Here is a 19079-nt window from a genome sequence, read left to right as displayed (position 1 = left end):
CCTTTACATTAATTGATATGGTTCAAAATCCACCGTTATAGTAAGATCATTTTTTTGAATATCTTCATAATAATAGTCGAGTATTTTACGAATAATCTTGTGTTGCATTGGTTCATTTTTATATTTTATCATGCACTGATAGCGATATCTATTGTTAATCCTTATAATCGGTGACGGTGTAGGTCCTAAAATCGTTGCATCATTTGTTAGATGTTTATACAATAGCTTGCTAATCATTTTCGTGACCTCCATTACCTTCAATTGGTTAGGATGAGACACATTAATTAGTGTTAGAAAATAATATGGAGGATAATGAAAATTCTTTCGCATATTCATTTCCTGTAAAAAGAATTGAGAATAATTATATTGGCTTGCTAATTCAATACTATAGTGCTCTTTTGAATATGTTTGAATAATTACTTCACCAGGAAGCTGATGACGCCCTGCTCTACCACTAACTTGTGTTAATAATTGAAAGGTTTTCTCTGAGGCTCGAAAATCTGGTAAATTTAACATAGCATCCACTGCAAGCACACCTACTAAAGTGACATTTTCAAAATCTAATCCTTTCGCGATCATTTGAGTTCCTAACAATATATTCGCTTCTTTGCTTTGGAACTTCTGCAGTAACCGTTCATGTGCACCTTTTCTCCTCGTTGTATCAACATCCATTCGTACAATTTTTGCATCAGGGATGACCTGCATCAAGGCTTCCTCCACTTTTTGGGTACCTGTTCCAAAATAACGAATCTGATCACTTTGACAATTTTCACATTCTTGCATCATTGGTATTTGATAATCACAATAATGACATTTTAATAAATGATTACTTTTATGATAGGTTAAAGCTATATCACAATGTGGACATTTCACTACATCCCCACATTCTCGACACATAACAAAAGTAGAATATCCCCGTCTGTTTAAGAATAAAACTACTTGCTCTTTTTTGGCTAATCTTTCTTCGATCGCACCTAGCAATCTCTTGGAAAACATCGTCCGATTACCAGCATGTAATTCTTCGCGCATATCGACAATTTCTACCGGGGGCATTACTTGGTTATTCATTCTGTCAGGCATTTCTAATAAATGGTATACATTTTTTTTTGCACGGGCATATGATTCAAGTAATGGGGTGGCACTTCCTAATACCACTGGACATTGATGATAAATCCCACGTTGCTTCGCTACTTCTCTTGCATGGTATCGCGGCTGTTCCTCCTGCTTATAGCTTGTTTCATGTTCCTCATCAATAATAATAATACCTATATTCTCAAATGGAGCAAAAATAGCTGATCTTGCGCCTACAACTACTTTTACTTCTCTTTTGTGAATCTTTGTCCACTCATCAAATTTTTCTCCAGGCGATAAGGCACTATGTAATACCGCTACTTCCCCACCGAATCTCTCTTTAAAACGTTGAACCATTTGTGGAGTTAGTGCTATTTCTGGAACTAAAACAATCGCTTCTTGTCCTTTTTGTAATACTTTTTCTATAGATTGTAAGTATACTTCTGTTTTCCCGCTACCCGTTACTCCATGGAGAAGAAATACCTCAGACTGTTCCTTCTCGATTGCCTTCCATATTGGTTCAATAGCAACTTGCTGTTGATCACTTAAGGGTAGTGGTTTTGTTCGTTTAAATTCTCTGTTTTGGTAAGGATTACGGTATACCTTCTTTTCAATTTTCTTTAACAATCCCTTTTTAATCAATGCTTGAATAGTACTTGTTGTCGTCTCACAAGCACGAAGTAAATCACCTTGTTCGACAGATTCATTGTTTTTAAGAAAATATTCTAACACTAACCGTTGTTTTTGAGCGTTTTTGGATAGATCTTGTATCGCCTCTTCTATTAAGTATAACTCTTTATTTGGTTCAATAAACGATACTTTTTTGATCGTTTCCTTCGATTGAACTATATAATGAATCTGAACATGTCCATTTTTCATTTCCTTGTGTAATTCTCGATAATTTCCATTTCGCTGCAAAAACTCATCAAAGCTAATAACTGTTCTGCCATCAAATAATTTTTGTAAGGACTTCGGCAATTCTTCAAAGGTTAATGCTTCAATTTCCTTTTTGTATTTTGCTTTTAAAACTTGTGGTAGCATTGCTTGATATGCTTGAATATATAAACTAATTGTCTCCTCTGCAAGCCATTTACCTAGTTCTAATAATTCATCTGTTAATACAGGGGTCATATCCATTACCTGACTAATTTTACGCAACTTATCAAATTCAGATTCCGCTACAAGATTGACAACGAATCCCATCACCTTTCTTGGTCCAAACGGTACAGAGACTCTCATACCTTTTTTTATTAATCCTACCATCTCAGGTGGAACGAGGTAATCAAACGAGTGATTCGTTTGATTTGTCGGAACATCGACAACTACTTTTGCTACTTGCATATTAATCCTTCCCTAATTCCTGATCAATAAATAATAATATTTGTCTAGCGATTTCGTTCTTAGAGTTTTGGTTGATGTGACTTTCTTTTCCATCCTTCGTTAAAAAGGTTACTTCGTTTTGATCTGATTGGAAGCCAATATCGATTCGACTTATGTCATTTATCACAATCGCATCTAAGTTTTTTTTCGTTATTTTTTCTTTACCATATTCTATTAAGTGTTGACTTTCTGCTGCAAATCCCACCAGATATTGATCCTGTTTTTGACCTCCAAGATACTCTAAAATATCACGTGTTCTTTCCAATTCTATAGACAAATTATTTGGTTGTTTTTTTAATTTTTGCTGATGGAATTCAACAGGTCGATAGTCTGCTACGGCTGCAGCACTAATCACAATATCCATTTCCCCATACAAACGATTCATCTGTTGAAACATTTCCTCTGCTGTTACTACATCAAATCGGTTCACATGCTTAGGAGTTTCAAGTGAAGTAGGACCAGAGACCAAATACACTTGGGCGCCTTCTTTACTAGCTTCTTCCGCAAGTGCATAACCCATTTTTCCTGACGAATGATTCGTAAAAAAACGAACAGGATCTATTGCTTCTCTGGTCGGTCCAGCCGAAATTAATATTTTCTTCCCTGTTAAATGTTGTCTTGACTGAAATTGTTGCTCTAACAAACGAACAATTTGCTCTGGTTCTTCTAAGCGACCTTTCCCAACATAACCACAAGCGAGATAGCCTTCTCCTGGTTCGATGAAATGATAACCCCAATTGTCTAATGTCTGCATATTCCGTTTAACTGCAGGGTGTTGGTACATATGAACATTCATTGCAGGAGCGATGTATACGGGGGCTTCTGTTGCTAACATTATCGTTGTTAACATATCATCTGCTAACCCGTTAGCGATTCGACCGATTAAATTAGCGGTGGCAGGGGCAAGCAAAATGAAATCCGGCCAATCTGCCAGATCAATATGTGCAATCTTATTCGGGTCCTTTTCATCAAACGTATCAATATAGACTTCATTTCTTGAAATAGCTTGAAAGGATAGTGGTGTAACGAATTCAGTTGCACTTTTAGTCATGACTACTTTCACATTAGCTCCAGCTTGCGTTAGCTTACTAGTTAATGCAATAGCCTTATATGCCGCAATTCCTCCTGATACACCTAATAATACTTTTTTTCCATTAAGCATGATCTCACACCCTCAAAATGAATTTTTACAAGTACTGTATAGAAGAAACCCTCGCAAGCAGAAGCAATGCGAGGGATATAATCGTCTCATTATCAGGGAGACTTCCGTCAGTAGAATTTTCTCTTTCTTCATAGCTAGCGAAACTTATCAGGATGTTAAGCGCCTGTTCTTCTAAGCTTTATATGTTTGATCTACACACCTCTTAAAGCAAAGGAGTTAAGTACACTAAGCGCCGTGATAACTGAAATTAATCTATTACCGAATCTTCGTCTACTGTTAGTTTTTCTTCTAAAATTTCTTCTAAGGCTAAACCTACATATGTTGCAGAGTCAGGACGGGAAACCTGATGGATCTTTGTGTCTTGAATTTGTCTAGCTCTTTTGGCAGCTAAAGTTACCAACGTGTATTTTGAATTGATTTTCGATTGAAGCTTATCAATAGATGGCTCTAATATCATTCTTTTTCAACCTCCAATAATGATTTATATTGTTTAATTACTCTTTCTTTTTTACAATGCTCTCCTTGGACAATGGATTGAACTTTGCTTACTGCATTCATTACATCGTCATTCACCACAACATAATCATAGGCATCCATCATCTCAATCTCATTACGCGCTTCTTCTAATCTACTCGAGATTAGATCCTCAGACTCTGTACCTCTATCTTGTATCCGATTTTTCAGCTCCTCTAAACTTGGAGGAATTAAGAATATGAAAACACCTTGAGGAAAGTTTTCCTTAACCTGCATGGCACCCTGTACTTCAATTTCAAGAAATACATCATGGCCATCCTCGATCATCTTTTCTACATATTGTTTTGGTGTTCCGTAATAATTGCCTACATATTCAGCATATTCTAATAGCTTTCGCTGTTGTATCATTTCTTTAAACTCGTCATGGGTACGGAAGAAATAGTCTACACCATCTCTTTCGCCCTCACGTTTTGAGCGGGTAGTCATTGAAATTGAATATTTCAAGTTAGTATCTTGCTCAAATAATGCCTTTCTAACAGTTCCTTTGCCAACACCTGAAGGTCCTGACAAAATAAATAGTATCCCTTTTTCTTCTATCAAAATACTTCCTCCTATTTATTCATCACTAATTTCATCATGACTAATCACTCTTTGTCCAACGGTTTCAGGTTGAACGGCTGATAGTACAACATGATCACTATCTGTGATAATAACAGCTCTTGTCCTTCTTCCGTATGTAGCATCAACTAACTTATTATTATCTCTTGCTACTGTAATAATTCTTTTAATTGGTGCAGACTCAGGTGATACAATTGAAATTATACGATTTGCGGAGACTACATTTCCAAAGCCAATATTAATTAATTTTAAACTCATCTCGAGCTCCCCCTTATTTAAATAAGAACACATTTCTCTATTATTCAATATTTTGAATCTGTTCTTTGATCTTCTCTAAATCACTTTTCATATGTATAATTTGTTCACTTATTCCCGCATCATTTGATTTGGATCCGATTGTATTACACTCTCGATGCATTTCTTGTACGATAAAGTCCAATCGTCGCCCCACTGCACCTACCTCGTGCACCAATGAATCAAATTGATTTATATGACTATGCAATCTTGCCAATTCTTCAGATATATCCCCTTTTTCTGCTAGGACTGCTATATCCTGATTTAACTTAGTTTGATCGATAATTGGAGCATCCTGAAGATATTCATCCATTCTAGCTTTTATTCTTTCTTGATACTCTATTATAACAATATTTCTTCGTTCACCCAACCATTTTAATTTATTTTCTATGTTTCTTATATAATTCAAGATATCAATGCATAGATTTTGTCCCTCTTTTTTCCTCATTTCCTCTACTTGTTTTAACGCTTCTGCTATTTTTTCTAATATAATGGAATCTAAGTGGGAACTCATTTTGCTATCTTCTTCTTCGATTTCCATAACTTGAGGTAATCGGGCGACTAAATCTATCGTTATCTCTCCAGCAAGGTTCAATTCTTTTTGTACTTCCTTTAACTGCTCGACATATTGCCTCACAAGATTCCAATTCGTTCGCATGCGTTGTTGTTGTAACTGCTCACCTTGTATTTGTATGGAAAGCTCCACTCGTCCTCTATGTAAATGTTTTTTTATCATTTGTTTTATTTTGTTCTCGATTGGTAAAAGGAAATTCGGTATCTGGGAAGAGATATCTAAAAAACGATGATTAACTGTTCTCATTTCAATTATAATATTCCAATCTTCTGTCTGATACTGTGCCTTTCCATAGCCTGTCATACTTCTCATTCCAATCACTTCCAATTAATAACTAGTATGGACGCACTTTATCCACCATAAACATCATACCAAAAACAAGAAAGCTTTCACAACTGATTTTGAGTCTGATTGGGTAAATAATAAAGCATCATGTTATAATATGAAAACGAGGTGATAGAAATGGTCTTTGATGGAGTCGTAACAAGAGCTATTGCTCATGAATTAGATAGGAAGCTTTCTTCTGGAAGAGTCCTTAAAATATATCAACCAACAGAAACAGAGCTATTGTTCACCATCCGACAATATGGAGAGAATAAACAATTGTTACTGTCTGCACACCCTTCTTATGCAAGGATTCATGTAACAGAAGATCAATATGATAATCCTAGAGAACCAACCATGTTTTGTATGATGTTAAGGAAACATCTAGGTGGTAGTTTCATTGAATCCGTCGAACAAATAGAAAATGAAAGGATTCTTCACATCCATTTCCAAACAAAAAACGAAATTGGTGATTTAAGTGTAAAAAAGCTAGTCGTTGAGTTAATGGGAAAGCACAGTAATATCATTTTAGTTGATCAAGATAGACAATTGATATTAGATAGTATTAAACATATTTCTGGTGCACAAAATAGACATCGATCTATTCTTCCAGGAAATGAATACATCTCCCCCCCTAGTCAAAATAAGGTAAATCCAATAAACGTGGACGAAGAAATGTTCATTCGCAAGCTTGACTTTAATGCAGGAAAACTGGATCAACAAATTGTCCAAACATTTATGGGGATCTCCCCACTTTTAGCAAATGAAATTATTTACCAAGCAAGGCTCGGGAATTTAGACGATTATAAGCAAGCTTTTAAAAAAATTATCTCCCCAATTAGAGAAAATGAGTATGTGCCACAAATTCTGCACGATAATAAAAGTCGTTTTTATGTTCTTGATTTAGAAAGTTATAGCGGTGAGAAAAAACGTTTTAATAGTGTAAGTGAAATGCTAGATACTTATTATTCCGGAAAAGCAGAACGAGATCGTGTCAAGCAAAAAGCAGGTGATTTAATTCGTTTTTTAACGAATGAAGTGAAAAAAAATCAACGAAAGCTCTTGAAGTTAGATAAGACTTTAGAAGAGGCAGAGCATGCTGATCGATATCAACGAGATGGAGAATTGTTAACTGCGCATATGCACCTTGTCCGAAAAGGAGATAAACAGGTTGAGGTGACAGATTATTATGATCCAAATCAGGTGACAAGAACCATAAAACTCAATGAGCATAAAACACCAAGTGAAAATGCCCAAGCCTTCTTTAAAAAATATCATAAATTAAAAAAGTCTAAGCAAATGGTGGAAGAAGAGAAGAAGAAAGCTAATGAAGAAATTGTCTATTTAGAAGAGATTATCGAACAAATTAATTCTGCTCGCGAACAGGATATTGAAGAAATCCGAGAAGAATTACAAGAACAAGGTTATTTAAAGAAAAAAAGCGGAAAGGGTAAACCAAAGAAAAAAACGACAAAACCAGAACCTGAAACCTTTTATGCGTCCGATGGTACTATTATCTTAGTTGGTAAAAACAATAAACAGAACGAGTATTTAACCAACCGTATTGCTCGAAAAAATGAAATTTGGTTGCATACAAAGGATATTCCTGGATCACATGTTGTCATTCGTTCCACTGATCCTAGTGCAGGCACATTACATGAAGCAGCGCAATTAGCTGCGAACTTCAGTAAGTCAAAAAACTCTTCTTCCGTACCAGTGGATTATACGTTAATTCGCCATGTTAAAAAACCGAATGGGGCAAAGCCTGGATTTGTAATATATGAAAACCAAAAAACTCTTTTCGTCACACCAGATAAAGCGTTTATAAGCAAATTAAAAAATAAATAGCAAGAGCGATCTCATTTGAGGTCGCTTTTTTTATACGTTAGGAAAGTATAAATTTTTGCAGGAGGTAAAGCGACGAAGCGAAAATCTTGATGTCCAAAGTATAAGAAAAGCTAACGCATCCGCTAAAGGATGATATGAACGGGCGTCCAGCGATTTTGTTCTGGACGAACATCCTCATGCTTAGAAAACTTCATTCAGGGTATGAATAAGTGAAATGGTAAAATAGCGGGAGATGAAATGGATGAAAGATAAATTCTTACTAAAAATTAGAGATAGCTTCTGGTTTGTTCCTTTTCTTTATGGAATTAGCGCCATTATTCTTGTCTATCTTATTATCTATATAGATGCCATTGTTATCGATCATTTTAAACAAGAAATACCCAATGTATTGCTAACCTCTACGGAGGTAGCCATCGAATTGTATGCATCTTTAGTTACTGCAGTGTTAACAATGACAACAATCAGTTTTTCCGTCATTATGGTTGTATTAACGACTTACAGTATGCAGTTTTCTCCGAGGACCTTACAAGATTTTATGCATCATCAAACAACGCAGCATGTTCTTGGTGTCTACAGCTTTAGCTTTATATTTGCACTTCTTAATTTATTGATGGTTGGAAAAGCAGACCTGCTTCTTGGTCCGATAATCATGGTAATAATCGCTATTATTGATTTAGCATTTTTTATTTCATTTATCCATCATTCGGCCAGATGGATTCAAGTAAATAATCTCATTGCTTCGATTCGAGATGATGGTACAAAAATTATTAAACGATCAGATAAAGAGGTAGACTTTGTTGAATCAGAAGAGTGGAATGAAGAAGAAATAAATGGGTTAGGTAAGTTACAAATAACAAAGATTCCAACATTAAAATCTGGTTATGTCCAAAAAATTGATTGGGATGGATTAGTCCGATGGGCTATGAAACATGAGTGTGTCATTCGGGTACATGTACATGTTGGTGATTTTGTTTCACAGGAATATGTCCAAATGTCCGTATACATGAACAAATCCATCGATACTTTCCAAATGCTCGAGGAAATGGTTATTGTTGGAAATGAAAGAACAGACCTACAGGATATTGAATTTATATTACAAAAAATGGTTGAAATAGCTTTAAGGGCTATCTCACCTGCGGTTAACGACCCTCATACAGCCATAAATTGTATTAATCGAATTGGAGCGTTACTTATAGATATCGGTGAATCCTATAAGGAGACAAAATTTATTGCGGATAATAATAACAGACTCAGAGTAATCAAAAAAACGAAAACCTATCAAAATTATCTGTACAAAAGCTTTTATCAAATTCGCCATTATGGAAAAGAAGATATTTCTATTGTTTATAGTATGATAGAAATATTATTTAAAATAGCAATCGTTAGTGACGATAGAATAAAGAAAGAGATTTGGAAATTTCATGGTTACATTATGGATATTATCGATTGGGAATCATTATCAGAGTTAGATTATTACCATTTGAAACAGATATACGATAAATTAGTAGCTTGCTGTTCTGGATATGAGCATACAAAATAATGTGAAATCAGGATGATAATTAAACAATTAACAACCCAGACTCTATCCTTCGGCTAAGTCTGGGTATTGTTTTAGTAATCTTTAATCATCTTTAGTTTTTATGATTAACTTTAAACTTAATTCGATTGATAATAGCCAGCTAATAGTATATTTCCTTAGCGCAAGATTCTACTTAGAGAAAAAATACTACTGCACCACCCACATTCGTCATCTTTGGATTCAGAATAAGTCGAACAATAGCGAATTTATTCTTTTCTTGCGGTTGCCCGGGAAATGAACTTAACTATTCCCTAATTCATCTCGCCATTCTAACAGACTATTTTTTTCTTCTACTGTAATTTCATTATTCTCTACCAATGCCTCTGCTAAAACATCAAAGTTCGTAATGGTGGCATAAGCTATCTTCTCACTTGTAAACTGCTGATCTGCTTTCTTTAATCCATAGCTAAAGATGGCAAGAACACTTAACACTTTTGCACCTGCCTCCTGTAAGCCAAGGGCACTTTCTATAGAGGATCCGCCTGTTGAAATTAAATCCTCAATAACGATTACCTTTTCGCCTTTTTCAATTTTACCTTCAATCTGATTTTGCTTACCATGACCTTTTGGCTTTGACCGAACATAAACCATAGGTAAACCTAAATGTTCTGCAAGCCATGCCGCATGAGGAATCCCTGCAGTTGCACAGCCAGCAATTACGTCTGGTTTTTCTGGCAATTGTTCAATTATATTAGCAAATTCGATCACTATCTTCTTACGGATTTCTGGATAAGACATCGTTAATCGGTTATCACAATAAATGGGGGAATGAATTCCTGAAGTCCAGACGAATGAACGATCTGGCTTAATTTGAATTGCATTAATTTTGTAAAGTGCATTTGCTATTTCTTTTGATTTAAGCATTATTCCACTCCTTTATCACACGTTCGTAATTCGCCTTTGGATTATCTGCTTTAGTAATACTACGGCCTATTACTAAATAATCGGCACCATTTTTTTTGGCAAAGGCAGGTGTTGCTACTCGTTTTTGATCATCCTTATTCGAATTAGCGAGGCGAATACCTGGCGTTACGGTTAAAAATTCATTGCCACATACTTGCTTAATCCTATTTGTCTCTCTTGCTGAACACACCACCCCATCGGCACCACTTTCCTTCGAAAGGAGAGCTAACCGTTTCACAGCATCCTCAATAGACTGTTTAATATATAATTCATTCTCTAAAACAATCTGATCCATCGATGTTAACACTGTAACAGCAATTAGTTTAGGGGGACTATCAGTAGTGCCTGCTTGTAAACCTCTTTTGGCTGCTTTAATCATCTCACTACCTCCAGTTGCATGAACATTGACAATATCGACATTTAGATTAGCTAAATTGAACATTGCTTTCTCTACTGTTGTTGGAATGTCATGTAATTTTAAATCTAAAAAGATTGGGTGATTATGTTGTTTTAACCATTTTATAATTTGCGTACCTTCCCGATAAAATAGTTCCATTCCAACTTTAACAGGAACTCCGTAGAAATTATGCTTATCTATAAATTGTTGCACTTCTTTTGCTGAGCGAAAATCTAGTGCAAGAAAAAATGGATTATCCATCAACATGCCCCTTTCCTATCGCTTCTTCTACAGACAAAAACCCGTATTTCGCCAATGTTGCTTCTAACTGATGAATAATATCAGGACAAGCAAATGGGTTTTGAAAATTTGCCGTACCGATTGCTACTGCATGAGCGCCAGCGAGTAAAAATTCTAATACATCCTCTGCTGTCATAATCCCACCCATTCCAATAATGGGAATGTCTAGTGCCTGTCGCACTTCATAAATCATTCGAATCGCAATTGGTTTTATCGCAGGTCCAGATAGTCCTCCTGTTCGATTAGCGATCAGTGGGGCACGTTTTTTCAGGTTTATTTGCATACCTGTCAATGTATTAATCATGGAAAGTCCATCAGCACCTGCATCTACCACTGCTCTTGCCATTGTTGTAATATTAGTCACATTTGGGGAAAGCTTCACATAAACAGGATACTTGCTTGCCTCTTTCACTTTATACGTAACTTCCTTCGCAAGATCAGGATCTGTTCCAAACTGGACCCCACCTTCTTTGACATTGGGACAAGATATGTTCAATTCAATTGCAGCGATATCTGTTGAATGATTTAGCTTCTCTATAACCCTTACATATTCTTCCACAGTACTTCCTGCAACATTTGCTATAACAGGTGTATTAAACTGTCGTAAAAAGGGTAGCTCATCTTTTATTATAGTTTCTACACCAGGGTTTTGAAGTCCAATTGCATTTAACATACCACTTGAAGTCTCTGCTACTCGAGGTGTAGGATTACCATATCTTGCTTCACCCGTTGCTGCCTTGACAATAATTGCACCTAACTCATTAAGATCGAAAAATTGACTGTACTCTTTCCCAAATCCGAAGCAACCAGATGCAGGCATAACAGGGTTCTTTAAATCTAATCCAGGTAATTTCACTGCCACATTCATGCTAAAATCACCTCATTTGCATAAAATACCGGACCATCCTTACATATCTTTTTGTTCTTTGATGGATCAGCTTTTAATGGAACAACACACGCATAGCAGGTCCCTACACCACAACCCATTCTTTCCTCTAATGAAATATAGCCTTTTTGATCTTGCAATTGGTTAGTAACCGCCTGAAGCATGGGAGTCGGACCACATGAAAAATAATAATCTATCGGGGAATTTAAATTACCAATTATATCCGTAACAAAGCCCTTTTGACCATAAGATCCATCATTCGTTGCAATGTATACATCACCTAGCTGTCGAAACTTTTCTTCGTAAAAAACTTGTGCTTTTGCTTGAAATCCAAGAACACTAGTGACCCTTACCCCTTCTTCCTTCAATTTCTTACCAAGATAGTACAGAGGAGGGACACCAATCCCTCCACCTACTATAAGAGCGTGATCTAAATTTAAATCCTCAATCGGATAATGTGTACCACAAGGGAGGATAACATCTAGGTAATCCCCTGTCTTAGATTTACTTAGTTCACGTGTTCCTTCTCCAAAGATTTTAAAAATGACGGTAAATGTCTCTTTTTCCGTATCTACATTGGCAATGGAAACTGGTCTACGTAACATGTGACCATTTAGTGCAATATGAACAAATTGCCCTGGCTTTAATTCATGACTGATGGTTGAATGCAAAACCATTTCGAACGTATCCTCTGCAATTTCTATATGGCTTTTGATTTCGATTAATTGCTTCGTTATCACAGAACCACTGCCTTCCCTTGTACTGCTGGTCTTGCAGTAAATGTCGTGGAATCAATTACATTGACGATAGCTTCAGCTGTATCTAAGCTTGTGAGACAAGGAATTCCATGCTCCACAGCTTCTCGGCGAATTCTAAAGCCATCGGATCTCGGCTTTTTCCCTGATGTTAGGGAGTTTACGACAACCTGAACCTCACTTTTTTCAATGATGGATAGAACATTTTTACCTTCTGCACCCACTTTTCCTACAGAGGTTACTGGTAAATTTAAGCTTTCGAGATGGTTTGCTGTTCCTTCTGTTGCAAATAAGTGGAAGCCGAGCTCAAAGAATCTCTTGGCTATTTCTCCCGCCTCTTCTTTATCCTTATCGGCAACGGTAATTAGCACGGCACCTTCCATTGGTATCTTTAATCCGGATGCTGTAAGTCCCTTGTATAATGCTTTTTCTAATGTGCGGTCCCGTCCAATCGCTTCACCTGTTGATTTCATCTCAGGTCCGAGCATGGTATCAACACTCCGCAGTTTTTCAAAGGAAAAGACAGGCACTTTTACAGATACCGTTTCCGGTTCAGGGAGTAATCCTTTTTCATAACCCATTTCGGTTAACGATTCACCGATAATACATCTTGTTGCTAAGTTCGCCATCGTAACACCTGTAATTTTACTTAAAAACGGGATTGTACGACTTGCTCTTGGGTTAACCTCTAGCACATATACTTCATTCTTATGCACCACAAACTGAATATTAATGAGTCCTTTGACACCTAGTTTTTCTGCAATTTTGATCGTAATGTCCACACATTGTTGTTTGATATTCTCTGTTAAACGTTGCGTTGGGTAAACTGCGATCGAATCTCCAGAGTGAACACCTGCACGTTCAATATGTTCCATTACTCCAGGAATAATGGTTGTATCTCCATCACTAATCGCGTCAACCTCTACTTCTATACCTGTTAAATATTTATCAATTAATACAGGATGCTTATGCTTAATATGATTCGTTTTGGCAAGATAGCCTTCCAGCTCCTCTTCATTGTAAACAATCTCCATCTGACTACCACCAATGACATACGATGGACGCACTAATACTGGATATCCGATTGATTCGGCTGCTTCCTTAGCTTGATCTAGTTTACGAACACTTTTTCCCTTTGGTTGAGGAATCTGAAGTTCTTGTAACAGTTGCTCGAATTTATCTCGATCTTCCGCTGTATCAATTGCTTCAAGTGGTGTACCTAGTATCCGGACACCTCTACGTTCTAAGCCTTCTGCTAAATTAATAGCGGTTTGCCCACCGAATTGAACAATTACACCTTCTGGCTTTTCTAAATCCACAACATGCATCACATCTTCAAGAGTCAATGGTTCAAAATACAGCTTGTCAGATACACTGAAGTCTGTCGAGACGGTTTCTGGATTACTATTCATAATAATTGCTTCATAGCCCGCTTCCTTTAGAGCTAATACGGAATGTACTGTAGCATAGTCAAATTCTATCCCTTGTCCAATTCGTATTGGTCCAGAACCAATAACGATAACTTTTTTACGATCTGTTACGATCGATTCATTTTCTTCCTCATAAGCACTATAGAAATATGGTGTTTCCGATTCAAATTCTGCCGCACATGTGTCAACCATCTTATAGACAGGCAATAATCCTTCTGATTTCCTAGTCTCATAAATTTTATCGACATTGACTCCCCATACTCGGGCTATTTGCGTATCGGACAACCCGAGATGTTTCGCTTCCTTTAATGCTATTAAATCATTTCGATTATTAGCCAGCTTTATTTCGAAATCTATCATTTTCTTTACTTTTGTTAAAAAGAAGAGGTCAATTTTTGTTAACTGATGAATTTCTTCTACTGTCATACCTTTTCGTAAAACTTCAGCCAAAACGTAGATTCGTTCATCGTCTGGTTTGACTAAACGTTCTGTTAATTCTTCTATGGTGTTTTCTGTTAGTTTAGGTAAGAAAAAGTCTTCACCACTAATATCTAATGAGCGAATTCCCTTTAGCATCGATTCCTCAAAATTCCTCCCAATTGCCATGACTTCACCCGTCGCCTTCATTTGTGTCCCTAATTGACGGTTACCGAGGACGAATTTATCAAAAGGGAAGCGTGGAAATTTAGTCACAACATAATCCAATGCTGGCTCGTAGCACGCATAGGTTGTACCAGTAATTGGGTTCATTATTTCATCTAATGTCATTCCAATCGCGATTTTTGCTGCAATTTTTGCAATAGGATAACCTGTTGCTTTTGAGGCGAGTGCAGATGAGCGGCTTACCCTTGGATTTACTTCGATAATATAGTATTGGAAGCTTTCCGGATCGAGCGCTAGCTGTACATTACAACCACCTTCAATTTTTAATGCGCGAATAATTTTAAGAGATGCCGATCGTAACAGCTGGTATTCGCGGTCGCTTAATGTTTGAGAAGGTGCTACAACGATTGAATCTCCTGTATGAATACCTACTGGGTCAATATTCTCCATATTACAAACAACTATTGCTTGATCATTTTGATCACGCATTACTTCATACTCTATTTCTTTATATCCTGCTATATTTCTTTCAATTAAGCATTGATTGACCGGGGACAAAGAAAGTCCGTTTCGCGTGATCTCTCTTAATTCCGTCTCATTGTAGCACATTCCGCCTCCAGTACCACCAAGTGTGTAGGCAGGACGTACGATAAGTGGGTAACCAATCTTTCCTGCAAATTCTAGTGCTTCGTCTACTGTATGAACAATTTGGCTTTCAGGTACAGGTTCGTTAATTTGATTCATTAGATCACGGAATTTTTCACGATCTTCTGCTTGTTGAATTGCTTCTAGCTTTGTACCGAGTAATTCTGTCCCTGTTTCCTCTAGTATTCCAGATTCATCTAAAGCAACTGCCAAATTTAGTCCTGTTTGACCTCCAAGTGTAGGTAAAATCGCATCAGGTCGTTCTTTTCTAATAATTTTGGATAAGAATTCAACAGAAAGAGGCTCCATATAAACAGTATCCGCTACTGTATGATCTGTCATAATGGTTGCCGGATTCGAGTTTGCTAAGATAACAGTATAGCCCTCTTCTTTTAAGGATTGGCAAGCTTGCGTACCAGAATAATCAAATTCGGCTGCTTGTCCTATGACAATCGGTCCTGAACCAATAACTAGTATTTTTTGAATATCTGTTCTTTTGGGCATTATGCTTCCTCCTTCAATGATGCTTGAAATGCTTTAATCGTTGCAATAAACTGATCAAACAAATAGTTGGTATCATCAGGTCCTGGTGAAGCTTCTGGATGATATTGCACGGAGAAAGCAGGATATTTCGAATGCTTAACCCCTTCAACCGTCTTATCATTTAACGCTATTTGTGTTAATTCTAATTCCGTATTTTTAATGGAGTCCTCTGTTACAGCATAGCCATGATTTTGAGATGTTAAGTACGTACGCTTTGTTTCATAATCGTAGACAGGGTGATTGGATCCTCGGTGTCCAAATTTAAGTCTTCCCGTATCCGCACCACAAGCAAGAGAAAGCAGTTGGTGACCTAAACAAATTCCAAAGGTTGGGACTGTTGGGATTACCTTTTTAATCATTTCAATCGCTTCTGGAACATTTTTTGGATTACCTGGTCCGTTTGTTAACATTATTCCGTCTGGTTTAAGGCGTAATATGTTTTCTGCACTATAATTATATGGAACTACTGTCACATGACAACTTCTTTTCGTTAATTCTCGTAAAATACCATGCTTCATTCCGAAATCTACTAGTACAACTCGATATCCTCTACCAGGGGCAACATAAGGCTTCATCGTTGAAACGCGAGCAACCTGATCTGTAAGTAATTCTTTCGACTCCAATTTAGCTAGTAAAAATTCTTTTTCTTCATACTCCCCATACTCTTTAGCCTTTGATAGGATACCTTTCATTGTTCCATACTTGCGGAGAATTTTCGTTAGTTTTCTAGTATCGATACCAGCTATACCAGGAATATTATTGGCTTTTAGAAATTGATCGAGACCCTCGTCACTTCTAAAATTTGAAGGAGTTTCACAAAATTCTTTAACGACAAAGCCAAAAATTGATGGATTAATCGTCTCAAAATCATCCTTATTGATACCATAATTTCCGATTAATGGATATGTCATTGTCACAATCTGCCCGCAATAAGAGGGATCAGATAAAGTTTCTTGATAACCAGTCATTCCTGTATTAAAAACAACCTCTCCGATACTCTCTTCAGTAGAACCAAATGCTTGACCTTCAAAAACTGTTCCGTCCTCTAAAACTAACAATCTATTCACTATGCTTCCTCCTTATATACGACTACTCCTTGATAGATGGTTGCAATAGGCTTTCCTACTATTTCCCACCCATCAAAAGGTGTATTTTTCCCTTTTGACAAGAAAGTTTTTTTGTTGATTTTTTCTTCTGTTTCAAGATTGATTAAGGTTAAATCTGCACTTGTACCAACCTCTATTCGACCAAATGGTAAACCAAATGTATCGGCAGGTTTTACTGTTAACCAATCAATTAATTGCTTTAAAGTAAAGATCCCCTCTTTTACAAAATGTGTATAAAGCAGTGAAAAAGCTGTCTCAAAACCAACAATACCGAAAGGAGCTTCTTCCATTCCATTCGCCTTCTCTTCATGAGTATGAGGAGCATGGTCTGTTGCAATAAAATCGATCGTTCCATCTAATAACCCATCAATTAAAGCTTGTTGATCATCACTTGCCCTTAAAGGTGGATTCATCTTATAATTTGCATCATTTTCCCTTATAAAAGTATCATTCATTAATAAATGATGTGGTGTCACCTCTGCTGTTACATGAATTCCCGCTTTTTTCGCATCACGGATGACTCTGACTGATTCCTTTGTACTTACATGGCAAACATGGTAATGGCAGTCTGCCGCTTCAGCTAACAGAACATCTCTAGCAATTTGGACTGATTCACATACCGAAGGGATACCTGGTAGATTTAGTTGTTTATTTACCTCTCCATCATGCATCACACCACTATGAATTAAGGTGTTGTCCTCACAGTGTGCAACAACTGGCATATCAATTGCTGCAGCTTGCTTCATCGCTTGGAGCATCATATCTGCAGATTGGACGCCGACACCATCATCTGTAAACGCAAATGCACCATTTTCTTTTAGAGCACTCATATCCGTTAATTGCTCCCCGACTAACCTTTTTGTAATAGAAGCATAAGGTAATACACGAATTTTTGCTGTTTGGTCAATCCGTTGTCGTACATCTAGTAAGATTTCTACTGAATCAGGAGTAGGCTGTGTATTAGGCATGGCACAAACAGTAGTATAACCACCTCTGGCAGCAGCATTTGTCCCTGTGTGAATCGTCTCCTTTGTCTCACCACCTGGTTCCCGTAAATGGACATGAACATCGACAAAGCCTGGTGTCACTAGTTGATTTTCCCCGTCGATAATTTCTAAACCGCTTCTATCAAAATTTTTCCCGATTGCTTCAATTTTTCCATTTTGAATTACTAATTCACAATCATCCATCTGACCATTATCCAATAATCGTTTGACGTTGACTAAAATTTTCTTCATCGAATTTTCCCCCTTGATTGAGTACTCTTTGAATGACAGCCATTCGTGCTGCAACACCATTTTGCATCTGCTTAAATATTCTCGATCTTTCGCATTCGACTAAGCGACTATCCAGCTCAACTCCACGGTTTACAGGAGCAGGATGAAGGATAATGGCCTCTTTTTTCATTCTATTCTCCCTCTTCATCGTTAAGCCATATGTTTGGAGATAGCTATTATGGTCTAAAGCTACGTGGGCCTGATGTCGCTCATGCTGTATTCTTAGAAGCATTAGGACATCCGCCATTTCTACAGCTTCATCCATTGTAATATACGGAAAGTCAAGTGTTTCATCGTGCCAGCTGTCCATGCCTGTTAGGTAAATATCACAGCCCAATTTAGAAAGTGCAATAGCGTTTGACCTTGCAACACGACTATGTTTGATATCTCCTGCAATTACTACTTTAAGACCTTGGAAGCTTTTGAACTCCTGATAAATAGTGACTAAATCGAGTAATGATTGAGTAGGATGCTCTCCAGTGCCATCCCCAGCATTAATCACAGGGATGTTAATGGAATCAGCAAGCTTTTTGGCGATATTGTTTTCTTGGTGTCTAATAACTATTAGGTTTGCTCCAATCGATTCAAATGTTCTAGCAGTATCATATAAGCTTTCCCCTTTCGTTACACTTGAAATCTCCGAAGCAAAGTCTAATACCTCGATCCCTAACCGTCTTTGGGCAACAATGAAACTCATCTTTGTACGTGTGCTTGGTTCAAAGAAAAGATTTGCAACAAAGTATTGTCCTAGCATTGGCTTTACCCCATTCTCTGTGATCCTGTTTGCTTGAAGTACAAGCGTGAGTATTTCCTCTTTAGTCAGATCCTGCATGGAAACAAAATGTTTCATTCGAAGAGCCTCCTTCTGCTAAATATTAAAATCAGCCATTTTGATATTTTGGTCCATCTT

16 protein-coding genes are annotated in these 19079 nt (G+C 37.0%); 2 read left to right on the top strand and 14 right to left on the bottom strand.

Annotated features, from left to right (window positions below; translation table 11 throughout):
• Positions 1–3: 3 nt before the first annotated feature.
• The 6 genes from priA to ACZ5R4_RS01210 form a co-directional block, all read right to left on the bottom strand.
• A complete protein-coding gene (gene priA / locus ACZ5R4_RS01235) occupies positions 4–2412 on the bottom strand; it encodes a primosomal protein N' (RefSeq protein WP_464367982.1) in 2409 nt (802 codons plus the stop codon).
• A gap of 1 nt (position 2413) precedes the next feature.
• Positions 2414–3613 carry a bifunctional phosphopantothenoylcysteine decarboxylase/phosphopantothenate--cysteine ligase CoaBC gene (coaBC, locus tag ACZ5R4_RS01230; RefSeq protein WP_464367981.1) on the bottom strand — a complete coding sequence of 400 codons (1200 nt, stop codon included), beginning with the start codon at positions 3611–3613 and terminating at the stop codon, positions 2414–2416.
• Positions 3614–3860: 247 nt separating this feature from the next.
• On the bottom strand, positions 3861–4070 hold the full coding sequence (gene rpoZ / locus ACZ5R4_RS01225) for a DNA-directed RNA polymerase subunit omega (RefSeq protein WP_109984464.1): 210 nt from the start codon (positions 4068–4070) through the stop codon (positions 3861–3863).
• A complete protein-coding gene (gmk, locus tag ACZ5R4_RS01220) occupies positions 4067–4687 on the bottom strand; it encodes a guanylate kinase (RefSeq protein ID WP_054859528.1) in 621 nt (206 codons plus the stop codon). Before gmk ends, rpoZ begins: the two co-directional genes overlap by 4 nt.
• A 15-nt stretch (positions 4688–4702) precedes the next feature.
• Entirely contained in the window at positions 4703–4963 is a 261-nt protein-coding gene (gene remA, locus ACZ5R4_RS01215) for an extracellular matrix/biofilm regulator RemA (RefSeq protein ID WP_054787587.1), read from the bottom strand.
• Between the two features lie 40 nt (positions 4964–5003).
• The gene (locus ACZ5R4_RS01210) at positions 5004–5885 is read right to left on the bottom strand and encodes a YicC/YloC family endoribonuclease (protein ID WP_277677830.1); all 882 of its coding nucleotides are present in this window, start codon (positions 5883–5885) and stop codon (positions 5004–5006) included.
• A gap of 150 nt (positions 5886–6035) precedes the next feature.
• Here ACZ5R4_RS01210 and ACZ5R4_RS01205 point away from each other — a divergent pair, with 150 nt between their 5' ends.
• Both ACZ5R4_RS01205 and ACZ5R4_RS01200 read left to right on the top strand, forming a co-directional pair.
• The gene (locus ACZ5R4_RS01205; RefSeq protein ID WP_109984466.1) at positions 6036–7745 is read left to right on the top strand and encodes an Rqc2 family fibronectin-binding protein; all 1710 of its coding nucleotides are present in this window, start codon (positions 6036–6038) and stop codon (positions 7743–7745) included.
• Between the two features lie 232 nt (positions 7746–7977).
• A complete protein-coding gene (locus tag ACZ5R4_RS01200; protein ID WP_464367980.1) occupies positions 7978–9285 on the top strand; it encodes a DUF2254 domain-containing protein in 1308 nt (435 codons plus the stop codon).
• Positions 9286–9564: 279 nt separating this feature from the next.
• Here the strand turns inward: ACZ5R4_RS01200 and pyrE are convergent, their stop codons facing one another.
• From pyrE to ACZ5R4_RS01160, 8 genes are read right to left on the bottom strand one after another with little or no spacing between them, the layout of a single operon-like run.
• On the bottom strand, positions 9565–10188 hold the full coding sequence (gene pyrE / locus ACZ5R4_RS01195) for an orotate phosphoribosyltransferase (RefSeq protein ID WP_054859532.1): 624 nt from the start codon (positions 10186–10188) through the stop codon (positions 9565–9567).
• On the bottom strand, positions 10181–10885 hold the full coding sequence (pyrF, locus tag ACZ5R4_RS01190) for an orotidine-5'-phosphate decarboxylase (RefSeq protein WP_277677828.1): 705 nt from the start codon (positions 10883–10885) through the stop codon (positions 10181–10183). The genes pyrE and pyrF overlap by 8 nt, the downstream gene beginning before the upstream one ends.
• Entirely contained in the window at positions 10878–11792 is a 915-nt protein-coding gene (locus tag ACZ5R4_RS01185) for a dihydroorotate dehydrogenase (protein ID WP_109984470.1), read from the bottom strand. The genes pyrF and ACZ5R4_RS01185 overlap by 8 nt, the downstream gene beginning before the upstream one ends.
• A complete protein-coding gene (locus tag ACZ5R4_RS01180; protein ID WP_464367979.1) occupies positions 11789–12550 on the bottom strand; it encodes a dihydroorotate dehydrogenase electron transfer subunit in 762 nt (253 codons plus the stop codon). Before ACZ5R4_RS01180 ends, ACZ5R4_RS01185 begins: the two co-directional genes overlap by 4 nt.
• Entirely contained in the window at positions 12547–15747 is a 3201-nt protein-coding gene (gene carB / locus ACZ5R4_RS01175; RefSeq protein WP_464367978.1) for a carbamoyl-phosphate synthase large subunit, read from the bottom strand. Before carB ends, ACZ5R4_RS01180 begins: the two co-directional genes overlap by 4 nt.
• On the bottom strand, positions 15747–16853 hold the full coding sequence (locus ACZ5R4_RS01170) for a carbamoyl phosphate synthase small subunit (RefSeq protein ID WP_464367977.1): 1107 nt from the start codon (positions 16851–16853) through the stop codon (positions 15747–15749). The genes carB and ACZ5R4_RS01170 overlap by 1 nt, the downstream gene beginning before the upstream one ends.
• Entirely contained in the window at positions 16853–18130 is a 1278-nt protein-coding gene (locus ACZ5R4_RS01165) for a dihydroorotase (RefSeq protein ID WP_054859535.1), read from the bottom strand. The genes ACZ5R4_RS01170 and ACZ5R4_RS01165 overlap by 1 nt, the downstream gene beginning before the upstream one ends.
• Positions 18090–19019 (bottom strand): aspartate carbamoyltransferase catalytic subunit, encoded by a 930-nt coding sequence (locus ACZ5R4_RS01160; protein ID WP_109984475.1) that lies wholly within the window; start codon positions 19017–19019, stop codon positions 18090–18092. Before ACZ5R4_RS01160 ends, ACZ5R4_RS01165 begins: the two co-directional genes overlap by 41 nt.
• Positions 19020–19079 lie beyond the last annotated feature (60 nt).

The organism is Gracilibacillus sp. JCM 18860 (assembly GCF_055395245.1).
This window is presented reverse-complemented; position numbering and strand designations above follow the sequence as displayed.

Excerpts from the sequence above, each read along its gene's own strand:
- remA (WP_054787587.1), bottom strand. The coding sequence starts at position 4,963 with ATGAGTTTAAAATTAATTAATATTGGCTTTGGAAATGTAGTCTCCGCA.
- ACZ5R4_RS01160 (WP_109984475.1), bottom strand. The coding sequence starts at position 19,019 with ATGAAACATTTTGTTTCCATGCAGGATCTGACTAAAGAGGAAATACTC.
- coaBC (WP_464367981.1), bottom strand. The coding sequence starts at position 3,613 with ATGCTTAATGGAAAAAAAGTATTATTAGGTGTATCAGGAGGAATTGCG.
- ACZ5R4_RS01200 (WP_464367980.1), top strand. The coding sequence starts at position 7,978 with ATGAAATGGATGAAAGATAAATTCTTACTAAAAATTAGAGATAGCTTC.
- ACZ5R4_RS01210 (WP_277677830.1), bottom strand. The coding sequence starts at position 5,885 with ATGAGAAGTATGACAGGCTATGGAAAGGCACAGTATCAGACAGAAGAT.
- ACZ5R4_RS01165 (WP_054859535.1), bottom strand. The coding sequence starts at position 18,130 with ATGAAGAAAATTTTAGTCAACGTCAAACGATTATTGGATAATGGTCAG.
- ACZ5R4_RS01185 (WP_109984470.1), bottom strand. The coding sequence starts at position 11,792 with ATGAATGTGGCAGTGAAATTACCTGGATTAGATTTAAAGAACCCTGTT.
- carB (WP_464367978.1), bottom strand. The coding sequence starts at position 15,747 with ATGCCCAAAAGAACAGATATTCAAAAAATACTAGTTATTGGTTCAGGA.
- priA (WP_464367982.1), bottom strand. The coding sequence starts at position 2,412 with ATGCAAGTAGCAAAAGTAGTTGTCGATGTTCCGACAAATCAAACGAAT.
- pyrE (WP_054859532.1), bottom strand. The coding sequence starts at position 10,188 with ATGCTTAAATCAAAAGAAATAGCAAATGCACTTTACAAAATTAATGCA.
- pyrF (WP_277677828.1), bottom strand. The coding sequence starts at position 10,885 with ATGGATAATCCATTTTTTCTTGCACTAGATTTTCGCTCAGCAAAAGAA.
- ACZ5R4_RS01205 (WP_109984466.1), top strand. The coding sequence starts at position 6,036 with ATGGTCTTTGATGGAGTCGTAACAAGAGCTATTGCTCATGAATTAGAT.
- rpoZ (WP_109984464.1), bottom strand. The coding sequence starts at position 4,070 with ATGATATTAGAGCCATCTATTGATAAGCTTCAATCGAAAATCAATTCA.